A 20,411-nucleotide genomic window follows, 5' to 3' on the forward strand; every position below is an offset into this window, starting at 1 on the left:
GCCCATCTTCTCGTTTTTGTGTCAGGGAGTAACTGATGCTGGATAATTCCGAAGGATATGTCACCGAAGACGGCCGCCAGATTGGCGGTGTGGTGATGGAAATGAAGAACATCACGCTGCGTTTTGGTGGTGTGGTGGCGATCAAGGATATCTCGTTCGACATTCGCGAAGGTGAGATCCGCGCGATCATTGGGCCGAACGGGGCGGGTAAGTCCTCGATGCTGAACGTGATCTCGGGCTTTTACGTCCCGCAAGAGGGCGAAGTTTGGTTCCACGGATCAAAGCGCCCGCCAATGCGGCCTTATGAGGTTGCGCAACAAGGCATCGCACGGACTTTTCAGAACATTGCTCTGTTCGAAGGTATGAGCGTTCTGGACAATGTCATGACCGGGCGGCTGAGCTTTATGAAAACCAACATGTTTCAGCAGGCTTGGTGGAAGGGCAAGGCCGAGGCGGAAGAGACGGAGAACCGTGAGGCGGTCGAGAAGATTATCGATTTCCTTGAGATTCAGCACATCCGCAAAACACCGGTGTCCCGACTGCCTTATGGTTTGAAAAAACGCGTCGAACTGGCGCGAGCGCTGGCTGCGGAACCCAAGCTGCTGCTGCTGGATGAACCCATGGCAGGCATGAACGTTGAAGAGAAAGAGGACATGAGCCGCTTTATCCTCGACGTGAATGATGAGTTTGGCACAACGATTGCCCTGATCGAACATGACATGGGTGTTGTGATGGACCTGAGCGATCGGGTGGTCGTGATGGATTATGGCAAGAAGATCGGGGACGGCACACCGGACGAGGTGCGCAACAATCAAGAGGTCATCGACGCCTATCTGGGGGTCAGCCATGATTGATATCCAGACAGAAATTTGGGGAGGCGCAAATGCCTGAACAACTCGTATTTGCGATGGAGGTCATCCTCAACGGTCTCATGGCCGGGGTGCTCTATGCTCTGGTCGCGCTGGGCTTTGTGCTGATCTACAAGGCTTCGGGGATTTTCAATTATGCGCAGGGGGTTATGGCCCTGTTCGCTGCGATGACGCTGGTTGGGATCATGAAAGGTCAGGTGCCGTTTGCGCATCTGATCAACGCTATATTCGGCACTCATATTCATTACTTCGGCTGGAACGTGCCTGCGCTGGTGGCGATCATTCTGACGATGGCGGTCATGGTGCTGTTGGCCTGGGCGGTGCAGCGCTTCGTGATGCGCCATCTGGTCGGGCAAGAGCCGATCATTCTGTTCATGGCGACCATCGGTCTGGCCTATTTCCTTGAGGGCGTGGCCGACCTGATGTGGGGGTCCGAGATCAAGACGCTTGATGTTGGTCTGCCACAAGGGATCAACCTGTGGATCGACGAGACGACCTTTAACATATTCGATTACGGCTTCTTCATCGACAATCTGGACATTGTAGCCACAGTGATTGCCGCACTGTTGGTGGCTGCGCTGGTGGCGTTCAGCCAGTACACCAAACAGGGCCGTGCGATGCGCGCGGTGGCGGATGACCACCAGGCGGCACTGTCGGTCGGGATCTCACTGAACTTCATCTGGATCATGGTCTGGTCGGTGGCAGGCTTCGTCGCTCTGGTCGCAGGGATCATGTGGGGCACCAAATCAGGCGTTCAGTTCTCGCTTTCGCTCATCGCGCTCAAGGCCCTGCCGGTGCTGATGCTGGGCGGTTTCACCTCAATCCCCGGTGCCATTGTGGGCGGGCTGATCATCGGTGTGGGCGAAAAACTGTTCGAATTCGCGCTTGGCCCGGCGCTGGGCGGCGCGACCGAGAACTGGTTCGCCTATGTTCTTGCACTGATCTTCCTGGTGTTTCGACCGCAAGGCCTGTTCGGCGAGAAGATCATTGAGAGGGTGTAGGGCATGACCAAGCTGATCGCCATCATCAACGTGATCGCATGGGCCGGGTTCTGGGCCTTCGGGTACATCGCCCTCACATCAGACGACCTGACAGAAGGCCAGCTGACCATCGCCGCGATCCTAGCCTTTGCGGGCCTGATCATGGGGGTTCTGGCCTACTTGAAACTGGTGCGCGCCTCAGAGGCGAGCGGATATGCCAAAGGATCCAACCAATTGGATGCCGCAGCCCGTAACCGGGCACAGGAAGAATGGGGAAAGTAAGACATGTTCTATCGTGAAGCCGGGGATTTCAAAACCTCGTACATTGATGACAGCCAGACCTTCCCGATCAAGTTCGACCGGTACCGGTATTACGTCGTCCTGGCGGTGGCTTTTGGTATTATTCCCTTCATCATCAACGACTATTGGGCCAACGCGCTGTTGCTGCCGTTCCTGATCTATGCGATTGCCGCGATCGGGCTGAACATTCTGGTGGGCTATTGCGGACAGGTCAGCCTGGGCACCGGTGGTTTCATGGCGGTCGGGGCCTATGCCTGCTACAAGCTGATGACCGCTTTCCCCGATGTGAGCATGTTCATCCACGTGATCCTTGCCGGGGGCATAACAGCCTTTGTGGGCGTTTTGTTCGGCTTACCGTCACTGCGAATCAAAGGGTTTTATCTGGCCGTGGCCACGTTGGCGGCACAGTTCTTTCTGGTTTGGCTCTTCAACCGGGTGCCGTGGTTCTACAACTATTCGGCATCAGGTCAGATCAACGCGCCCGAGCGGGACGTGTTCGGCATCATCATCACCGGTCCGAATGCGCCGGCCTGGGCCACATACCTGTTCTGCCTGATCTTCCTGACAGTCTGCGCCATAATTGCGCGTAACCTGACCCGTGGAACAACGGGTCGGACCTGGATGGCGATCCGCGACATGGACATCGCAGCCGAAATCATTGGAGTGAACCCGCTCAAGGCCAAGCTCACTGCATTTGCCGTCAGTTCGTTCTTTGTCGGCATCTCGGGCGCGCTGTTCTTTGCGGTTTACCTGGGTGCGGTCGAAGTGGGTGAGGTCTTTGGTATCCAGAAATCATTCCTGGTGCTGTTCATGGTGATTATTGGCGGGTTAGGCTCGATCTTTGGGTCATTCGCCGGGGCGGCCTTCCTGGTTTTGCTGCCTGTGGTTCTAAAACTGCTTGGCGTCGACCTGCTTGGCTGGCCGACAGATATCGTGGCGCACCTTAACCTCGTGATTGTGGGTGCACTGATCATCATGTTCCTGATCCTCGAACCACACGGGCTGGCCCAATTGTGGCGCGTGGCCAAAGAGAAACTCAGACTCTGGCCGTTCCCGCATTGAGGGGCCGGTCCAACGAAAAGACGGGTGCAACAAGCCCGAAAACCAACATCGGATTAATCAAGGGAGGAGACACCCGATGAACAAGAAACTGGCAACCCTGGCGCTGGGCGCCGTGATGGCCGCAGGTCCGGTCATGGCCGACCTTGTGTTCCCGTCGCTCAGCTACCGGACTGGCCCTTATGCTGCAGGCGGTATCCCGTTTGCTGACGGTTATGCCGACTATTTCACCCTGCTGAACGAACGCGATGGCGGCATCGGTGGCGTTCCTGCCCGCGTGCTGGAATGCGAAACCGGGTACAACACCGAAAAAGGTGTGGAATGCTATGAATCGACCAAGGGCGAAGGCGCGCTGGTGTATCAGCCGTTGTCGACCGGCATCACGTATCAGCTGATCCCAAAAGTGACGGCTGATGGCATTCCTCTGCACACGATGGGATATGGCCGAACCTCAGCGGCGAACGGTAAAGTGTTCAGCCACGTGTTCAACTATCCTGCCAACTACTGGAACGGTGCATCCGGCGCGATCAACTATCTGTTGGATAGCAATGGCGGAGACCTGAGCGGCAAGAAGATTGCGCTGGTCTATCACAACTCGGCCTACGGCAAAGAGCCGATCCGCACGCTCGAGACACTGGCCGAAAAGCATGGCTATGACCTTACACTGCTTCCTGTCGACCACCCCGGTCAGGAGCAGAAGTCGCAGTGGCTGCAAATTCGTCGTGAAAAGCCTGACTTTGTCATCATGTGGGGCTGGGGTGTCATGAACCAAGTTGCGGTTCAGGAAGCTGCCAACATCCGTTTCCCGATGGAAAACTTCATCGGTGTCTGGTGGTCTGGTGCTGAATTCGACGTGCAACCCGCAGGTGAAAAGGCCACCGGCTACAAGGCGCTGACCTTCACCGGTCTGGGTGACGACTACCCGGTTTATGAGGACCTGCAGAAATACGTTGTCGATTCTGGTAAGGCCGCAGGTGCAGGCGATCAGCTGGGCACGGTGCAGTATAATCGCGGTCTCTATGCGGCGATGCTGGCAGCCGAGGCGGTCAAAACTGCACAAGAGATGCATGGCACAGCAGATATCGACGCGTCGATGATGCGCGATGGCATGGAAGCGCTTGAAATCACCAACGCCAAGATGGAAGCGCTGGGCATGGCAGGGTTCGGGCCCGAGTTCTCGGTCTCATGTGACAATCACGGCGGTCCGGGTCTTGTTGGTGTTGTTCAGTGGGATGCAGCCGCTGGAACATGGAACCCTGTTCAGGATTTCAAGCCAACTGACGTCGAGGTCATCAACGCGCTGATCGAGGAAGACTCGGCAGCCTATGCGGCTGAAAACAACATCTCGCAGCGCTGCGAGTAAGCCAACCCAGTGTCCCGGAACCTATCCGGGGCACCCTAACATTCGGAGTGGCGGTTTCGCTGCCGCTCCTTACAGACGCCCCAAGCTGGGCAGGCATGAGGACACGCGCTGATGCTGGATGCGGCAAATACCACTGACGTGCAGGCGGAAACCCTGCTTGAAGTCAACAATATCGAGGTGATCTACAATCACGTAATCCTCGTGCTGAAGGGCGTCAGCCTGACTGTTCCAAAAGGGGGCATCACGGCATTGCTGGGCGGCAATGGCGCTGGCAAGACGACAACGCTCAAGGCTGTGTCGAACCTGCTGCATTCGGAACGGGGCGAAGTTACAAAAGGTTCGATCAAGTATCGCGGTGTAAGCGTGCATGAAAGCGATCCGGCTGACCTGGTGGAAAAAGGCGTCATCCAGGTGATGGAAGGCCGCCACTGTTTTGAACACCTGACTGTTGAAGAAAACCTGCTGACGGGGGCTTATACCCGCAAAGATGGGTCCGCAGCGGTTCAGCAGGATCTGGAACTGGTCTATAATTATTTCCCGCGCCTGAAAGAGCGTCGCAAGTCACAAGCGGGCTATACCTCGGGCGGTGAGCAACAGATGGTCGCGATGGGTCGGGCCTTGATGTCGCGACCTGAAACGATTCTGCTTGACGAGCCTTCGATGGGTCTTGCGCCGCAGTTGGTCGAAGAGATTTTCGGGATCGTTAAAGACCTCAATGAGAAAGAAGGCGTGTCCTTCCTTTTGGCAGAACAGAATACAAACGTGGCTCTGCGGTTTGCACATTACGGATACATTTTGGAATCCGGGCGCGTGGTGATGGATGGCCCTGCTGCCGAGCTGCGCGAGAACCCAGATGTGAAAGAATTCTACCTCGGCATGTCAGATGAAGGCCGCAAAAGCTTCCGCGACGTGCGATCTTATCGCCGCCGCAAGAGGTGGCTGTGAGCGGATGGAGGATATGGCGATGACCTATTTCGATGCACTCGAAACGCGCTCGGCAGACCAACGCGCCTCAGATCAGGCGGCAGCGCTTGTGGAACAGATCAAGCGCGTGTCATCCGCGCCCGGGTTCGCGGCGCACCTGTCGGATTCAGACACTAATAAAGTAGTTTCAACGGAAGATTTGCCGCTTTTGCCGGTGTTGCGAAAGTCGGACCTGACCCGCGCGCAAGCCGAACGGCCGCCCTTTGGTGGGTTTACGGTGAAGCCCGCGCGGCATTTTCATCATGTATTCCAGTCGCCGGGCCCAATTTATGAACCGGGCAGCACGGATCACGACTGGTGGCGCATGGGTCGCTTCCTGAATGCTGCAGGTGTGGGCGTTGGAGATATCGTGCAGAACTGCTTTGGCTATCACCTGACCCCGGCGGGCATGATCTTTGAAAATGGTGCACGCGCGGTTGGCGCAGCCGTTTTGCCTGCGGGCACTGGACAGACGGAATTGCAGGTGACAGCGGCGCGGGATGTCGGTTGTACGGCCTACGCAGGAACGCCGGATTATCTGAAAGTCATTCTGGACAAAGCCGATGAGATGGGCGTTTCGCTGAACTTCTCAAAGGCCGCCGTTGGTGGCGGGGCGCTGTTTCCGTCACTGCGTCAGGAATATGCTGATCGCGGGATTTCGTGCCTACAATGTTATGCGACAGCCGATCTGGGCAACATTGCATATGAAAGCCCAGCGATGGAGGGAATGATCATCGACGAACATGTGATCGTCGAGATTGTCACCCCCGGAACTGGTACTCCGGTCGCTCCGGGTGAAGTGGGCGAGGTTGTTGTGACCTCTTTGAACCCCGATTACCCGTTGATCCGCTTTGCAACAGGTGATTTGTCGGCGGTGATGCCGGGCGTTTCGCCTTGCGGCCGCACCAACACAAGGATCAAGGGCTGGATGGGCCGCGCGGACCAGACCACCAAGATCAAGGGTATGTTCGTTCGCCCAGAGCAAGTGGCGGCGCTGGTCGACAAGCATGACGAGATTGTCAAAGCCCGCGTCATCGCGATGCGTCAGGGTGAGATGGACACGATGACCGTCCAAATCGAAAGCGCGGGCGGCGAAAACCCCGCCTACGCCAAGTCAGTTGCCGAAGTGCTGAAGCTGAAAGGCGCGATCGAGGTCGTGGCCCCGGGTTCGCTTCCCAAAGATGGCTTGGTCATCGAGGACCAGCGGGTTTACGAATAGCCTTAGAAAATGGGTCTGCGGCATTTAATGCCGCAGATTTATTGGCCTACGTACTGGTGTTTCCGAGCTTTTTGGTCGATTAAAGGCGGACCCTTCGCCTTTGTCAGTTAACAGCCGGGATGATGGCCGAAATCGAATACTCACAAAACGGATCGCGCAATCGTGGCGTACGCGGAACCCGGCTGTTGGCGGGGATCGCGTATATCGTGGCGGGGGCTTGCCTGTTGCCCATGCTTGCCGTGGTATTGGCAGCAGTGACGGGTGGGACGGATACGATCTCGCATCTGATGCAAACGGTGTTGCCGAGTTATACGGTCACGACCCTGATCCTTGTTGTACTGGTTGCAGCAGGTACCTTTAGTATCGGCACCGGAGCCGCTTGGCTGGTTACGATGACCCGCTTCCCCGGCGTACGCTTTTTGGAAATCGCACTTGTGCTGCCACTGGCCTTTCCCGCCTATGTTTTGGCTTATGCCTACACGTTCATTCTGGACCACCCGGGGATCGTTCAAAGCACATTGCGGGACGTGACAGGCTGGGGGCCGCGCGACTATTGGTTCCCGGAAATACGCTCGACCGAGGGCGCGGCGGTGATGCTGATCCTTGTGCTTTACCCCTATGTCTATCTGCTGGCACGGGCGGCCTTTCTGCAGCAAAGCGCAACGGCGTTTTTGGCGGCCCGGGCGTTGGGCAACAACCCGTGGCTGGCGTTTCGGCGCGTTTCGCTGCCAATGGCACGGCCGGCAATTGCGGGCGGCGTTCTGCTGGCGGTGATGGAGACCATCGCGGATTTTGGCACCGTTTCGTATTTCGGCGTGCAGACCTTTGCGACCGGTATCTACACCAGTTGGTTTTCCATGGCGGACCGTGCGGCGGCGGCGCAATTGGCGCTGTGCCTGCTGGTTTTTGCTCTGGTGATGGCCGTGGCCGAGCGCACGCAACGCGGCAAGGCGAAATATTATCAGGCCGGTAAACAACATGTCGCGCAACCGGCAGCCGACCTGACGGGCCTGCGCGCCTTAGGGGCCTTTCTGCTATGTGCGATACCGGTTCTGTTCGGGTTCTTGTTGCCTGTGATCATTCTGGTTGAGATGGGGCTGGAGTCGGAACAAAACCTGCTGTCGCGGCGCTATATCGGTTTCATCCAGAACTCGCTGACTCTGGCCGGGACGGCAGCGGTCATCACCGTCTTTGCGGCGATCAGCATCGGGTTCTTCCAACGTCTCAGGCCCGGGCGGGCATCCTCAGCGACGGCTTATCTGGCGCGGTTGGGATATGCTGTGCCTGGGGGCGTGATTGCGGTGGGTCTGATCGTACCATTCGCCGGGTTCGACAACGCGCTGGATGCCTGGATGCGTAAGACCTTCGATGTGTCCACCGGATTGCTGGTCACAGGTTCGATCTGGTTGCTTGTCGCTGCCTATATGGTGCGGTTCCTGGCAGCTGCTCTCAGCGCCTATGAAGGTGGGCAAAGTACGGTGCACGCCAATATGGATGCCGCTGCGCGGTCACTGGGTCAGTCACCGCTGGGGACCTTGCGGCGTGTTCATTTGCCTATTCTGACGCCTTCCCTGTTGACGGCGCTGTTGATCGTATTCGTGGACGTGATGAAAGAATTGCCCGCCACGCTGATCATGCGTCCGTTCAACTTCGACACATTGGCGGTGCAAGCCTACAGACTGGCCTCGGACGAGAGGTTGGAGGGCGCAGCCGTGCCATCTCTGGTCATTCTAGCCGTTGGTCTGCTGCCTGTGATCCTGATTTGCCGTCAGGTTGGTCGCCGGTAACACTTCCGCCTGAATTCTTGGGTCATAACGCATCAGGCTTGATTCAAACGCGATTTCCGGCAAGGCTGGAGGTATGAATATGCAGCCTCCCAGCCGGTTTTCGGCAAGTGCAGCGCAGATGCCCGTCGCCTTTGACCGGCATGAGATGTCCCAAATCCTGTCCGTATATGGCCGGATGGTCGCCGCCGGAGAATGGCGGGACTATGGTATCTCGAACCTGCGCGACATGGCAGTGTTCTCGATCTTCCGGCGCACTGCTGAACATCCGATCTATCGTGTCGAAAAGCACCCGCGGCTTAGGTCCCGGCAGGGGATGTATTCTGTGGTCGGAATGGACGGTCGCATCCTGAAACGCGGCCACGATTTGCGCGCGGTGCTTAGAGTGTTGGAACGCAAGTTGATCCGGGCGGTCAACCTTGATTAGAGCCTTTTGTGAGCTGTGATCGGACCATCGCCCTGCGCCTGAATACGCTCAATGGCCTGATCCATAGGTTCAAACACAACCGCCATATGGCTGGCGTTGGCATGCAAAATCATGTTTTCTCCGGATACCCAGGCCACATGACCTTTCCAAAACAACAAATCGCCCCTTTGTGCGGCTGACCCGTCGGCGAGTGTCGTGCCCAAAGCACGTTCCTGATCACCGCTGTCTCCGGGACAGGGAATGCCGCAGGCCAGCAACGCAGCTTGGACAAGCCCAGAGCAATCGATACCAAACCGGCTGTTTCCACCCCACAAATAAGGCGTCCCCAGGAACAATTCGGCCACAGCAACCGGGTCGTGTGGCGTATCTGAGATTGGTGCGGTGTGTACCTTTGGAACAAAGCCCCACTCGGTTTCCAGATAGCGATCTGTTTCCGCCAAAACATGGATCTTGCTTCCAAAGCTGAGCGATACCAGATCGCGGCTTTTGAAGTTTGCGCTTTCATATGCATGCGTCGCCGGTGCTTTGATCCAACGGGTGGCGGGGATATCATGGGTCAATTGATCCGTTTGCAGCCAGCCAGTGTACCCGTCTTTGTCGGCGATGACCCGGCTCCAGCCGTCCTTTTCTTCTGCGACTTGAACCGTATCACCGAAAAGCACCTGCCTGTCGCGAGGCCCTTCAGGGTCGCGCAAAAGATCGACCACAGGTTTGGATATGCGCAGGCGAGTCATAGGCCCAACATCTCGGGCAAAGCGTTCAGAATCGCGCGCGGCCCTTGACCCAGCCCACCCTTGCTGCGCCCGGGTTCCTTGCTGGGCTGCCACGCATAGATGTCGAAATGAATATAGCGGCGCGATCCCACGAACCTGCGCAGAAACAAGGCGGCGGTGATCGAACCTGCGAACCCGCCCGAAGGCGCATTGTCCAGATCGGCGATGCCGGGTTCGATCATCGCCTCGTAAGGTGTGTGAAACGGCATACGCCAGACCGGATCAGCCGAAACAACTGCGGCGTTGGACAGCGCCAACGCGCAAGTTTCATCATCCGTATAGAACGGAGCCAGATCGGGGCCCACGGCGACGCGCGCCGCGCCTGTGAGCGTGGCCATCGAGATCACCAGATCGGGCTCACCCTCATCCGCCAACGTCAGGGCATCGGCCAGGACCAGACGCCCTTCGGCGTCGGTGTTGTTGATCTCAACCGTCAGGCCCTTGCGTGAGGTCAAAATGTCACCGGGCCGGAACGCGTTACCCGCAACCGCGTTTTCAACAGCGGGGATCAGGACACGCAGCTGCACCGGCAAATCCAGCGCCATGATCATGCGAGCCAATCCAAGCACATTGGCGGCCCCGCCCATGTCTTTTTTCATCAGCCCCATCGAGGCACCCGGTTTCAGGTTCAGCCCGCCTGTGTCGAAGCATACACCTTTGCCCACGAGCGTCAGCTTTGGGCTGCTGTTGCCCCAGTTCAGCTCGATCAATCGCGGGGCCTGTTCCGCGGCCCGCCCAACCGTGTGGATCATCGGGAAGTTCTGATCCAGCAGCGCATCACCAAGGATTGTGTCGCAAGTGGCCCCAAACTCTGCGGCCAAAGCCTCGACCGCCTGATGCAGCTGTGCTGGTCCCATATCCGACGCGGGTGTGTTGACCAGATCGCGTGTCAAAGCCTCGGCCTGCGCCATTGCTTCGATACGAGCTGCATCCACCCCATCCGGTGCGACCAGTTCCGCTGACCCACCGGTTTGGGAGGCATAGTGATCAAACGCATAACCGGCCAACAGCCAGCCGAGGCATTCAACCTCTAACTGGTCCGCGGGCACGCCGGATGCGATGTGATAGGTTCCTTCTGGCAAAGACAGAGCGGCAGCGGCCAGCGGGAACCGTTTGCGCGTGCGTTTTTCTTCGGTTCCGTAGCCTGCCAGCGTCATCTCTGCTGCGCCACTCGCGCTTGGTACCAACAAAGTCTGACCCAGGGCCGCCGAAAACCCGTTCACAGCGACCCAAGATTGCACGTGCTGCGATTGCTTTTGCAACCAGCTTTCCAGGTCCGGCTGAGCAATCACATGCAACGGAAAAGAGGTGTCAGAGGGTAGAGCGAAGGACAGGGTCATGGGCGTCTCGGCGTTAGAATTCCACGCACAGACTAGCTGCGCCTGATCCACCTGCAACCCCCGTCAGACGGAAAGATCCTGCTGGTCCCATACGGCGGTCAATGAACGTTCGCCCACTCTGATCAGCCGCCCCAAGGTCGCAGCAGCCGCCACCGCATCACCGGCATCGACGGTTTGGGCCACATCAGCGGCTACGCGCGCCAGCGCCGTCATCCCGACCTGTTCAGAGATTGCAACCAGCGATTTGGCACATTTGCGCAGATCGGCCCATTCGCGGTGCCGCCAAAACCGTTCACAGTTTGAAAGACGCACGGCCAGTTCCTCAACCGTGCGGCACAGCACGTCCAACGCGTTCTTGTCCCCCAATTGGCTATACAGCCCGCCGAGTTGATCCGGGTCCAGCCGGACGGATTCCTTGTGTTCAAGCGCGATTATCTTTTCCACCACATTCACCCTTAATTTTGACGCCCCCACGGCGTTGTTTTGATATTGGCGGGAAATTCCTTTGCAAAACCTTGCAGTGAATCTGGATAATGGCTCGAATTTTTCTTGAATTCGGTTTAGAGCGTCCTGAAGCGAGAAGAACTGGGACAACACAATGGACTTTGCCAAGCCTTTGCCGACCTATCTGGTCAAGCGCTATCACGGGTGGAAAGCCACGACATATTCCGAGAACCAGGTTTGGTACAAACGGTTGGCAGAAGAGGGGCAGCGCCCTCGTGCGATGGTAATATCCTGCTGCGACAGCCGGGTGCATGTGACTTCCATGTTCGGGGCCGATCAGGGCGATTTCTTTATTCACCGCAACATTGCCAATCTGGTGCCGCCATACGCGCCGGACGGTGATCATCACGGCACCAGCGCGGCAATCGAATACGCCGTCACGGCGCTGAAGGTCGCGCATCTGATCGTGTTGGGTCATTCGCAATGTGGCGGTGTTCAGGGGTGCATCGACATGTGCAAAGGGGAAGCACCCCAATTGGAGGTCAAGGAAAGCTTTGTGGGCCGGTGGATGGACATCCTCAAACCCAAATACGAACTGGTGGCCAATATCGAAGACCGTGTCGATCAGGCGCGGCAGTTCGAACGCCATGCGGTTGTGGCGTCTCTGGAAAACCTGATGACCTTTCCGTTCATCTCGGAGGCGGTCGGGCAAGGCGCGCTGAGCCTGCATGGCTTGTGGACAGATATCGGTGCAGGCGGACTGGAATGCTTTGATCCCTATCAGAAGAAGTTTGTTCCCGTCTGAAGCGGCTCTTTTTTGATTTGGGCCTGCGGTGGACGGCACAATCTCTGTCGAAAACCACACCTGTTTAGCATGTGAGCGCCCAGCCCGCGTACGTCACTCTATTCGAATCCTGGCAAGCTTTCCCAGATGGTCCGATCCCATGAAAGGGCGCAATTCGACCGTTCCGATTGTGCCTTTGGGGAAGAGTAGGTTGTCTATCGGCAGCGGCACCTTCCAACTGCCAAGATGATGCGTATTCAGGGCGGTTCCAAAGCTTTGATTGTCCGCCGCCGCAGCGATCCGCTGAACGCTTGCCCCCCATGGTACCATGTTGAAATCGCCGGCAATCAGGACAGGGCCGTCCAAATCCGCAATGCGATCAGCGATAACCTGACTTTGCTGCGCTTGATCATAAGGAAACGGCCAATTCAGGTGAATCGATACAATCCAGACTGAAGTACCGTCAGGGGCCTCGACCTGAATGCCAACCAGCCCCGAGCCTTTCAGACAGAACTCAGAGTTTTCCACGATGGGCAGGGTTGTCAGGATGGCAACGCTTTGTTCGGGTCGAAAGCCGCAAACAGTCTTGGACGGGTAGTGTTCGAACAGGTTGCTCATGTATTTCTGGTTGTGGCTGGACACTTCCTGCAATGTCACAACCTGGGCGTCGGATGCGACAATGTCGTCCGCCAATGAATAGCGCGGCCAAGCTTTGCTCATCAGGTTTTTCTGATAAAGCGTCAGGCAAGTGCCGTTGCAATCGGCAGAGGGTGCAGCATAGCTGGTGGCGATCGAACCAAGGGCCATCGCAGCAATGGCAAAGGTTGTCAAAGCGAGATACCTGGCGCGCAGGTACAGCAACAGCGCTGAACAGAGTACCAGCAATATACCAGCTTGCGGGCGCAAAAGGGCAATCGAGTCCCCAACGGCAAAGATTTGCCCGGTAAAGCTAATGAAGACAAGCGCCATCAGAACACTCGCGCATCCGATGGTCAGAGTTCTGCCAATTCTGCGTTTGGTCGAAACCTGCATACTCTGCCTCAGCCACCTTGCGCGGGACACCGCCTGAGGTGTGATTGGTCACATCTGCCGCGATCAAGGTTTGTTATTTAGGTGGCAAGCCAGCCCGTCTTTGTCAACAGACCGGGCAAATTTACCTCATTGAGGGCCGCCTCGCGCCCACAGCGGTTACTTGCACGCGTTGCGTAAGGATTGTCATGGGTTTAGATCTTAAAGTTATCCGGGGCGTGCACTAAGGAGGCGAGTCCCAAACCCCAAATTTCGGTTTTCAAGTGGTCAAGGTAGAGGTGTGATAGCCACCTTTGTGACCGGGTTAAGGTCGCCATTTGGGTCTGTCAGGATTCCCTCTGGGAAGGATACCGAGATGGGTTGGTCTTTCGTATCCATACAGAGCATGTGGTTGTTGTCTCCATCGCCTAAGTTTGCCAGCTCTGCTGGCTTCACCTCGCGCCGGGTCCCATCCGCCGCTTCGACGGTGATCGCGTAGAGATCGCGCTCAGCCTCGCCGGGCTCGGTACCGTCTTCCAGCGTCACGCCGCCCTCCCACACAACACGGACCGCCTGAACGATGCCCTCTGTTTGGCAGAGGCTGCCCCTGACCCGAGGTGGGCCCAGCGTGCCAACAAGTGTCCAGTCTTCCACAACCTCAGCCCATGCGATCGATGGCCCGTCTTCAAGGGGTATTACTGGCGTACTGGCTCCGCGAAAATCCATCGACCCGTCGATCGAATGCAGATGACCCACGATTTCAACGCTGACTGGTGGGTCCGTGTCCGAAGGGCCCAACCGCCCGATCAAGAGTACGGTACGCAGCTCTCCCGGATCAGTGGCGGGAAGAACAGACACGCAGTGCATGATCCCAATTTCGCCAGACCTAGTCCTGACCTGAAAGTCACCCGCCTGCATCGTGGCGACGTCTATCTCGGTCGAGAAGATAACAGGCATCCCAGAATAGCCCTTTGAACCTTTGCAAATCACATTGGAAAGCCGCGGCAAAGCGTCAAGCCCGTGAAAGGCCGATAGAAGATTGGCAGATTGCCCGTTTGCCTGTCTCGGCAGGCTAGCATTGGCGGTCGTATCGGAAAGTTTGCGATTGGAGATGTTACCAGTCCAAGTCCCAGGTCCATAAAGTATGAACCAAGTGACGCCTACGCCGATTACGGCTGCCACGGCAACCAATACGCCTATTGTGATACGCTTCGAGATGCCTTTGAGCATGTCAGAAACCTCAGCATTAAGTATTACTGCGAACGTCTTTTGCCCTAAAGTAAGTTGAGGGAGGTGCCGAACAAAAAAAAGAACACATGGGAGTGAAAGGTTGTGCATCTCGAACTTCGAATGGTTCGAACCGTCGCCGATTGTGTAAACTGCGACGGGGGAATTGGGCACTGTATGAAAGACTGCTTCGTCCGCTTATGACTAATCAGGTCGGGGTGCAGTATTTGGAAGGGCAGTTCTGTGGCCTCAATGTCCTGTCCAAGAAACTGTATGCGCGACTAGAGCCCGTTTGGCTTGCAATCTAGGCTGACTGAAACAAAAAAACCCGCTGACCAAACAGCGGGTTTCTTCTTGGTCTTTATTGGGGCCGGAACGTCAGCCCTTTTTCAGAACCTCACGGCCCAGCAGTTCAGCGATCTGTACCGCGTTCAGGGCCGCGCCCTTGCGCAGGTTGTCCGAGACGCACCACAGGTTGATGCCATTTTCCACGGTCGAATCCTGACGGATACGGCTGATGAACGTAGCAAAGTCACCCGCGCATTCGATGGGCGAGACGTAGCCACCGGCTTCGCGCTTGTCGATCACCATGATGCCCGGTGCCTCGCGCAGGATGTCGCGGGCTTCGTCTTCGTCCAGGAATTCCTCGAACTCGATATTCACGGCCTCGGAATGGCCGACGAACACCGGAACGCGGACACAGGTGGCTGTAACCTTGATCGACGGATCGACGATCTTCTTGGTCTCGACAACCATCTTCCACTCTTCCTTGGTCGAACCGTCTTCCATGAAGACGTCGATTTGGGGAATGACGTTGAAGGCGATCTGCTTCTGGAATTTTTTCGGCTCAACCTCAGTGGTGGGGTTGTAGACCGCCTTGGTCTGATCCCAAAGTTCATCCATGCCTTCTTTACCGGCACCCGACACCGACTGATAGGTCGACACCACAACGCGTTTGATCTTGGCACGGTCATGCAGCGGTTTCAGCGCGACAACCATCTGCGCGGTCGAGCAGTTGGGGTTGGCGATGATGTTCTTGTTCTTATAGTCGTGGATCGCCTCGGGGTTACACTCCGGCACGATCAGCGGAATGTCCGGGTCATAGCGATAAAGCGACGAGTTATCGATCACCACGCAGCCCGCAGCTGCGGCCTTAGGGGCATAGGTCTTGGTGGCGTCCGAGCCGATGGCAAACAACGCCATGTCCCAGCCGGTGAAGTCGAACGTGTCGATGTCCTGGGTCGTCAGTGTCTTGTCGCCAAAGCTTACCTCTGTCCCCAGCGAACGACGGCTTGCCAGAGCAGCAAGTTCATCGACCGGGAACTGGCGTTCCGCCAGGATGTTCAGCATTTCGCGGCCCACGTTACCCGTGGCGCCGGCGACAACGACGCGATAGCCCATTTCATGTCTCCAAAGTTAAGGACGCGCGTTCATAGCTGCGTTGCGGCAAAGAAAAAAGAGCTTTTGGCGCTGAATCGAACGTTTGAGGTCGAATTGAGGCGCTTCAAGCGCTCAGAAGACGCTGGTAGAGCGCAACCAACGTCTCTGCCTCACCGTGAATATCGAAATTCTGTTCGACATGGGTGCGGGCGGCCTGACCGGACAGTGCAAGGGAATCACGGTTTTCCAGCATCTCCGCCGCTGCGTCGGCCAGCGCGGGAATGTCGTCCGGGGCTACCACCCTGCCCAGCGACGGGTCGGTCACGATCTCGGAAAACGCGCCAACATCTGTGGCCACAACCGGTACGCCACACGCCATGGCTTCAAGCGGGGTGAGCCCGAACCCCTCCCACCGTTGGGGTGCGATGAACAGGTCCAGAACCTGATACCATTCGGCAATCTGATCAACCGTGACCTCGGGCATGAATATGATGCGATCAGACAAGCCCGCCTTAGCAACCTTGTCTTTCAGCTCGGCCAGAAATGCGGTGTGCTTCTCGGTGGCCCGGCCCATGACGATACCTGAAACGGTGTCGAACCGCCCACACAGATCGATCATCGCGTCAACAAAGGCATCTGTACCTTTTTGGTGCCGGATGCGGCCGTAGCATCCCAACAGCAGTCCGTCCGGAAGCCGCAGTTTTGCCCGAACGGCGGCCTTGTCCTGTGGGGGCGTAAAGTCCTCAAGGTTGATACCATGCATGACAACCTGTGCGTCGCGCTCAAGGTACCCGGCGGTTTTTTGTGACGTTGCCACGATCGCGTCCATCTTTCCGATCAGCCATTTTGTGTAGCCAGTATGAGGACGTTGGGATGCGCTGGTGAACAGCAGTTTGAGTTTCAGGCGGAACACGTTCCGCAGGATCAAGCCCAGAAGCATCTCGGTGTTGCGGCGGGCGTGCCAAACGCGTGTTGGACGGCGTGACAGAAAGGGCAGGCGACCCAGTGGGATATGCGGGATGTCGGCGGGCAGGCCCGGACCCGTGGCGGCGATGTCGATTGATTTTGCCTGAAGCGGAACCAGCCTTGCGATAGTTGCGGTCACGCCCGAAAGCCTGCGTTTCAGATTTGGGGCTATGACGACGGGGTCTTTCACCGGGCTCTCCTGATGGCTGCTTCAGTCGACACTATCCCGGCTGAATAGATAGATCACGCAACCAATGGCAAGCGATATGGCAAAAAACCCGAATATCGCCGTGTAAGGCGCGGTTGACCCAGTCTGAACGGTGGCAGCATGAATCCGACCGGTGACGAACTGGGCAACGCCGACGCCACCGATGCCGAACAGGTTCAAAAGGGTCACGCCGCGGCCAACCAGGTGCGGTGGTACAAAGGCCCGACCATGGGCCATGATGACCGGAAAGCTGGCCCCGGCAAAGCCTATGACGGCCAGCAGCAGAACAGACAGCCAGATTGCGTTGTCAATCCACAGGCACAGCAAGGTCAGCGCCACTGCCCCCAGCGCATTGCCCGCAAAAACAACCCACTTTCGGGTACCAAAAACGCGATCCAATGGCCCGTAGACAAAAGTGCCAGCAATCATTGCGGTCCCCATGATCAGGGTCGCGGTGCCGATTTGCGTCGTGCTTAACCCGAAAATATCGTTCAGATATGGCCCGGCCCAAAGGCCCCGCAAAGCGCCAGAAGGCGCGTATGCGACCAACATCAGCGGCAGGATCAACCAGAGAGCGGGCTCCTTCACAAGGTCCAACAATGACCCCTTTTGGTCCGTCTCAACCTTTTTCGGATCATGCACAGTCAGCAAAAGGCCAAGAGAAATTGCAGCCGAAATCACGGCCAGCCCAACCATCGTTGCGCGCCATCCCATCCACTCGACCGCGAGTGCGGTGGGGTAGGATGCCACGAGGTTGCCAACAGACCCCACGCCAAGCATCACAGCCGCCAAAGTGGCAAACCGCGCCGGAGGGTATTCTCGGGCAAAGATAAAATATGAGGCCATCAGGACCGGCGAGCAGCCAACGCCAATCAGCCCCATTGCAATGCTGATATGCATTGGCGTAGACGCAGCGGCAAAAAGCGCCGCCCCTCCTGCACCACCAATCAGCAGCAGCACCGCTGCGGTCAGGCGGGGGCCAACCCGATCCAGCGCCCAGCCGACCGGGATTTGCATCGCAGCAAAAACCAGGAACCAAAGGCCCGAGGCAAACGCCAGATCCTCGGGTGTTGCGCCAATATCCTGTTCCAGGTCGAGGCTGAGAACAGCCAGAAACGCGCGGAAAAACTGGCTGAGTACGTAGCCCAGGCATAAAACCACCAAACCTGCCTGCATAACTTGCCCCTTATTTTGCGCGCTTTAGGGAAAGGCTTGGCATGTCATGATGCAACGCACAAGCGTGTGTAGTATATTTCAGAAACGGGACTTGGACTTACGCCCGCCTAATTTAAGCTCAACATTGATTTGAGGGGGACCATGAAAGACCTCCATTCCGAGTTTTATGAAAACCTCCCTCTTCTGCGGGAGTTTACTTTGGTGGCGGACCCGACGCAGTTTTCAGCTGTGCCGGATGAATGGGTCGTCGGCGTTGCCGACATAGTTGATTCAACCGGAGAAATCGCCCGGGGCCGATACAAAACCGTCAACACGGTTGGGGCGGCTGTGATTTCAGCCATGATCAACGCCATGAACGGTAAGCTGTTTCCCTATGTTTTTGGTGGCGACGGTGCTGGCTTTGCCGTTCCGCCCAGTCAGGTCGAAGCCGCGCGTGATGCATTGGCTGCTTTGCGACGCTGGGCAGAAGAAGAGTTTTCCATGCCTCTGCGTGCGGCCATGGTATCGATGGCCGAGGTCCGAGCCGCCGGTCGGGATGTGCGCGTGGCCCGCTATGCACCATCTACCGGCGTGGACTATGCCATGTTCTCGGGGGGTGGGCTGGCCTGGGCCGAAGCCGAGATGAAGGCTGGCCGCAACATGGTTGATCAAGCAGAACCGGGCGCCCAGCCGAATCTGACAGGCCTGTCGTGCAGATGGTCCAACAGTACGGCTCGGCATGGCCAGATCGTCTCGCTGGTTGTTGAGCCCACTGCATCAGCGTCAGAGGGTGATTTTGCCGATCTGGTGCAATCCGTTCTGTCCATGTCGGAAAAACTGGAGCGTGCAGGGCACCCCGTGCCCGAGAACGGCCCGCCCATGAAATGGCCGCCGCCTGGCTTGGACATTGACGCGCATGTGTCACGCAATGGACGGAACATGATATTGCAAAAGACTGTTCTGCTGTTCCAGAATCTGTTGATCGCAGCCCTGTTTAAACTGGGCAAACGCCTGGGTCAGTTCGAGCCGGACCACTACAAGAAGATGGTCAGCGGCAACGCGGACTTTCGCAAGTTTGATGACGGTTTGAAGATGACGCTTGATTGTGATGCGTCCACGTTGAAACGGATCGAACACATGCTGGAGCAAGCGCGGTCGCGTGGAAAGATACGCTATGGTTTGCACGCACAAAACGAAGCGATGATGACATGCATTGTCCCGTCGGCCACCCGGGATGATCATGTGCATTTTGTTGATGGCGCGTCGGGCGGGTATGCTCAGGCCGCTGCGGCCATGCGCGCGTGAAAGGTCAAGACACCTTCCACTGCTCCGAAAGCGAACGGGCCGTCTGCGCCAATAGCATCACGTCGATACCTACGGCCAAAAACTGCGCGCCCATGTCTTTATAGGCTTGCCGGGCCTCGTCATTGGTCGCAAGGATGCCCGGCGCTTTGCCAGACGCCTTGATCCGCGCCAGCGCGTCTGCGATCACCTCGCGCATCTCAGGGGCGGCGCTGTTGCCCTGATAGCCCATGTCGGTCGACAGGTCGGCGGGGCCGATGAAAACTCCATCAACGCCCTCGACCTGTAAAATATCATCCAGGGCATCCAATCCAGCGCGGGTTTCAACTTGCAGCAACAGGCAGATTTCCTGATCCGCTGTTTGAATATACGCGTCGACAGCCCCATACATAGTCGCCCGTGCCGCCATAGCACCCACGCCGCGCGCTCCGGTCGGAGGATAGCGACACGCACGAACCAGTTCGCGCGCTTGCTCGGCGCTTTCGACGATTGGGACCAGCACGGTCTGCGCCCCTGCATCCAGAACCATTTTGATCAACCAGGTTTCGCCAATTGGAACGCGCACCACCGGATGCGATGGGCTGGCGGCCAAAGCCATGAGTTGATCCCGGATCGAACGGATGTCATTTGGGGCGTGTTCCCCGTCAATTACCAACCAATCGAAACCCGCTGTGCCCATGACCTCGGCGGTGACAGATTCAGCAAAGCTCATCCAGCACCCAATCTGGGTTTTTCCCTCATTTAGAGCCTTTTTGAAGGGGTTTTCCGGGGCAGCCATCAGATCTCTCTTGCTTTTGCAAACCATGATTATCAAAGACCCGGTGCCGGGTCCTTTCTGCATCTTCTCTTATGACAGTGAA

20 protein-coding genes are annotated in these 20,411 nt (G+C 57.2%); 11 read left to right on the forward strand and 9 right to left on the reverse strand.

Features of this window, described 5'->3' with window-relative positions; genetic code table 11:
* The first annotated feature begins 35 nt into the window (after positions 1-35).
* The 9 genes from I9187_RS00720 to I9187_RS00760 all read left to right on the forward strand — a co-directional run bounded on the left by I9187_RS00720 (position 36) and on the right by I9187_RS00760 (position 8,964).
* Positions 36-854, forward strand: a complete 819-nt coding sequence (locus tag I9187_RS00720) for an ABC transporter ATP-binding protein (RefSeq protein WP_171092927.1) — start codon at positions 36-38, stop codon at positions 852-854.
* A 29-nt stretch (positions 855-883) separates the two neighbouring features.
* Positions 884-1,870, forward strand: a complete 987-nt coding sequence (locus I9187_RS00725) for a branched-chain amino acid ABC transporter permease (RefSeq protein ID WP_171092928.1) — start codon at positions 884-886, stop codon at positions 1,868-1,870.
* A 3-nt stretch (positions 1,871-1,873) separates the two neighbouring features.
* Positions 1,874-2,131, forward strand: a complete 258-nt coding sequence (locus tag I9187_RS00730) for a hypothetical protein (RefSeq protein WP_171178538.1) — start codon at positions 1,874-1,876, stop codon at positions 2,129-2,131.
* A 3-nt stretch (positions 2,132-2,134) separates the two neighbouring features.
* Positions 2,135-3,211 (forward strand): branched-chain amino acid ABC transporter permease, encoded by a 1,077-nt coding sequence (locus I9187_RS00735; protein ID WP_171178536.1) that lies wholly within the window; start codon positions 2,135-2,137, stop codon positions 3,209-3,211.
* A 76-nt stretch (positions 3,212-3,287) separates the two neighbouring features.
* A complete protein-coding gene (locus I9187_RS00740) occupies positions 3,288-4,571 on the forward strand; it encodes an ABC transporter substrate-binding protein (RefSeq protein WP_171178534.1) in 1,284 nt (427 codons plus the stop codon).
* 111 nt (positions 4,572-4,682) lie between these two features.
* Positions 4,683-5,516 carry an ABC transporter ATP-binding protein gene (locus tag I9187_RS00745; RefSeq protein WP_171178532.1) on the forward strand — a complete coding sequence of 278 codons (834 nt, stop codon included), beginning with the start codon at positions 4,683-4,685 and terminating at the stop codon, positions 5,514-5,516.
* A gap of 19 nt (positions 5,517-5,535) precedes the next feature.
* The gene (locus I9187_RS00750) at positions 5,536-6,753 is read left to right on the forward strand and encodes a phenylacetate--CoA ligase family protein (RefSeq protein ID WP_171237904.1); all 1,218 of its coding nucleotides are present in this window, start codon (positions 5,536-5,538) and stop codon (positions 6,751-6,753) included.
* A 122-nt stretch (positions 6,754-6,875) separates the two neighbouring features.
* Positions 6,876-8,540 (forward strand): iron ABC transporter permease, encoded by a 1,665-nt coding sequence (locus tag I9187_RS00755; protein ID WP_171178530.1) that lies wholly within the window; start codon positions 6,876-6,878, stop codon positions 8,538-8,540.
* A 73-nt stretch (positions 8,541-8,613) separates the two neighbouring features.
* Positions 8,614-8,964 (forward strand): DUF2794 domain-containing protein, encoded by a 351-nt coding sequence (locus I9187_RS00760; protein WP_171178528.1) that lies wholly within the window; start codon positions 8,614-8,616, stop codon positions 8,962-8,964.
* On the opposite strand, the gene I9187_RS00765 is transcribed toward I9187_RS00760, so the two are convergent.
* From I9187_RS00765 to I9187_RS00775, 3 genes are all read right to left on the reverse strand, one after another.
* Positions 8,961-9,698, reverse strand: a complete 738-nt coding sequence (locus I9187_RS00765) for a C40 family peptidase (RefSeq protein WP_171178525.1) — start codon at positions 9,696-9,698, stop codon at positions 8,961-8,963. The genes I9187_RS00760 and I9187_RS00765 overlap by 4 nt on opposite strands.
* Complete coding sequence (locus tag I9187_RS00770) at positions 9,695-11,077, reverse strand: leucyl aminopeptidase family protein (RefSeq protein WP_209940036.1); 1,383 nt, start codon at positions 11,075-11,077, stop codon at positions 9,695-9,697. Before I9187_RS00770 ends, I9187_RS00765 begins: the two co-directional genes overlap by 4 nt.
* A gap of 63 nt (positions 11,078-11,140) precedes the next feature.
* Positions 11,141-11,530: a hypothetical protein gene (locus tag I9187_RS00775; protein ID WP_171178855.1), complete on the reverse strand. Its 390-nt coding sequence runs from the start codon at positions 11,528-11,530 to the stop codon at positions 11,141-11,143.
* Positions 11,531-11,675: 145 nt separating this feature from the next.
* Between I9187_RS00775 and I9187_RS00780 the strand changes: the two genes are divergently transcribed.
* Positions 11,676-12,326 (forward strand): carbonic anhydrase, encoded by a 651-nt coding sequence (locus I9187_RS00780; protein ID WP_171178522.1) that lies wholly within the window; start codon positions 11,676-11,678, stop codon positions 12,324-12,326.
* 93 nt (positions 12,327-12,419) lie between these two features.
* Here I9187_RS00780 and I9187_RS00785 read toward each other — a convergent pair whose 3' ends face one another.
* From I9187_RS00785 to I9187_RS00805, 5 genes are all read right to left on the reverse strand, one after another.
* Positions 12,420-13,337 (reverse strand): endonuclease/exonuclease/phosphatase family protein, encoded by a 918-nt coding sequence (locus tag I9187_RS00785; RefSeq protein ID WP_209509331.1) that lies wholly within the window; start codon positions 13,335-13,337, stop codon positions 12,420-12,422.
* 264 nt (positions 13,338-13,601) lie between these two features.
* Positions 13,602-14,543, reverse strand: coding sequence for a hypothetical protein (locus I9187_RS00790; protein WP_171178517.1), 942 nt, complete (start codon positions 14,541-14,543; stop codon positions 13,602-13,604).
* Between the two features lie 375 nt (positions 14,544-14,918).
* Positions 14,919-15,941: an aspartate-semialdehyde dehydrogenase gene (locus I9187_RS00795; RefSeq protein WP_171178515.1), complete on the reverse strand. Its 1,023-nt coding sequence runs from the start codon at positions 15,939-15,941 to the stop codon at positions 14,919-14,921.
* Positions 15,942-16,044: 103 nt separating this feature from the next.
* Positions 16,045-17,076, reverse strand: a complete 1,032-nt coding sequence (locus I9187_RS00800; protein ID WP_171178506.1) for a glycosyltransferase family 4 protein — start codon at positions 17,074-17,076, stop codon at positions 16,045-16,047.
* A 21-nt stretch (positions 17,077-17,097) separates the two neighbouring features.
* Entirely contained in the window at positions 17,098-18,270 is a 1,173-nt protein-coding gene (locus tag I9187_RS00805; protein ID WP_171178504.1) for an MFS transporter, read from the reverse strand.
* Positions 18,271-18,411: 141 nt separating this feature from the next.
* On the opposite strand from I9187_RS00805, the gene I9187_RS00810 reads away from it, so the two are divergent.
* The gene (locus I9187_RS00810) at positions 18,412-19,554 is read left to right on the forward strand and encodes a DUF3095 domain-containing protein (RefSeq protein ID WP_171178502.1); all 1,143 of its coding nucleotides are present in this window, start codon (positions 18,412-18,414) and stop codon (positions 19,552-19,554) included.
* Positions 19,555-19,558: 4 nt separating this feature from the next.
* Here I9187_RS00810 and I9187_RS00815 read toward each other — a convergent pair whose 3' ends face one another.
* Positions 19,559-20,329 (reverse strand): HpcH/HpaI aldolase/citrate lyase family protein, encoded by a 771-nt coding sequence (locus I9187_RS00815; RefSeq protein WP_171178499.1) that lies wholly within the window; start codon positions 20,327-20,329, stop codon positions 19,559-19,561.
* Positions 20,330-20,411: the final 82 nt, after the last annotated feature.

Source organism: Ruegeria sp. HKCCE4148 (assembly GCF_017872495.1).
GTDB lineage: Bacteria > Pseudomonadota > Alphaproteobacteria > Rhodobacterales > Rhodobacteraceae > Ruegeria.

What these genes read in the sequence shown, in the direction of transcription:
- I9187_RS00730 (WP_171178538.1), top strand. Translation starts at nt 1,874, where the DNA reads ATGACCAAGCTGATCGCCATCATCAACGTGATCGCATGGGCCGGGTTC.
- I9187_RS00755 (WP_171178530.1), top strand. Translation starts at nt 6,876, where the DNA reads ATGGCCGAAATCGAATACTCACAAAACGGATCGCGCAATCGTGGCGTA.
- I9187_RS00815 (WP_171178499.1), bottom strand. Translation starts at nt 20,329, where the DNA reads ATGGCTGCCCCGGAAAACCCCTTCAAAAAGGCTCTAAATGAGGGAAAA.
- I9187_RS00805 (WP_171178504.1), bottom strand. Translation starts at nt 18,270, where the DNA reads ATGCAGGCAGGTTTGGTGGTTTTATGCCTGGGCTACGTACTCAGCCAG.
- I9187_RS00785 (WP_209509331.1), bottom strand. Translation starts at nt 13,337, where the DNA reads ATGCAGGTTTCGACCAAACGCAGAATTGGCAGAACTCTGACCATCGGA.
- I9187_RS00735 (WP_171178536.1), top strand. Translation starts at nt 2,135, where the DNA reads ATGTTCTATCGTGAAGCCGGGGATTTCAAAACCTCGTACATTGATGAC.
- I9187_RS00745 (WP_171178532.1), top strand. Translation starts at nt 4,683, where the DNA reads ATGCTGGATGCGGCAAATACCACTGACGTGCAGGCGGAAACCCTGCTT.
- I9187_RS00795 (WP_171178515.1), bottom strand. Translation starts at nt 15,941, where the DNA reads ATGGGCTATCGCGTCGTTGTCGCCGGCGCCACGGGTAACGTGGGCCGC.
- I9187_RS00765 (WP_171178525.1), bottom strand. Translation starts at nt 9,698, where the DNA reads ATGACTCGCCTGCGCATATCCAAACCTGTGGTCGATCTTTTGCGCGAC.
- I9187_RS00810 (WP_171178502.1), top strand. Translation starts at nt 18,412, where the DNA reads ATGAAAGACCTCCATTCCGAGTTTTATGAAAACCTCCCTCTTCTGCGG.
- I9187_RS00720 (WP_171092927.1), top strand. Translation starts at nt 36, where the DNA reads ATGCTGGATAATTCCGAAGGATATGTCACCGAAGACGGCCGCCAGATT.
- I9187_RS00780 (WP_171178522.1), top strand. Translation starts at nt 11,676, where the DNA reads ATGGACTTTGCCAAGCCTTTGCCGACCTATCTGGTCAAGCGCTATCAC.
- I9187_RS00750 (WP_171237904.1), top strand. Translation starts at nt 5,536, where the DNA reads ATGACCTATTTCGATGCACTCGAAACGCGCTCGGCAGACCAACGCGCC.
- I9187_RS00790 (WP_171178517.1), bottom strand. Translation starts at nt 14,543, where the DNA reads ATGCTCAAAGGCATCTCGAAGCGTATCACAATAGGCGTATTGGTTGCC.
- I9187_RS00760 (WP_171178528.1), top strand. Translation starts at nt 8,614, where the DNA reads ATGAATATGCAGCCTCCCAGCCGGTTTTCGGCAAGTGCAGCGCAGATG.
- I9187_RS00770 (WP_209940036.1), bottom strand. Translation starts at nt 11,077, where the DNA reads ATGACCCTGTCCTTCGCTCTACCCTCTGACACCTCTTTTCCGTTGCAT.
- I9187_RS00725 (WP_171092928.1), top strand. Translation starts at nt 884, where the DNA reads ATGCCTGAACAACTCGTATTTGCGATGGAGGTCATCCTCAACGGTCTC.
- I9187_RS00740 (WP_171178534.1), top strand. Translation starts at nt 3,288, where the DNA reads ATGAACAAGAAACTGGCAACCCTGGCGCTGGGCGCCGTGATGGCCGCA.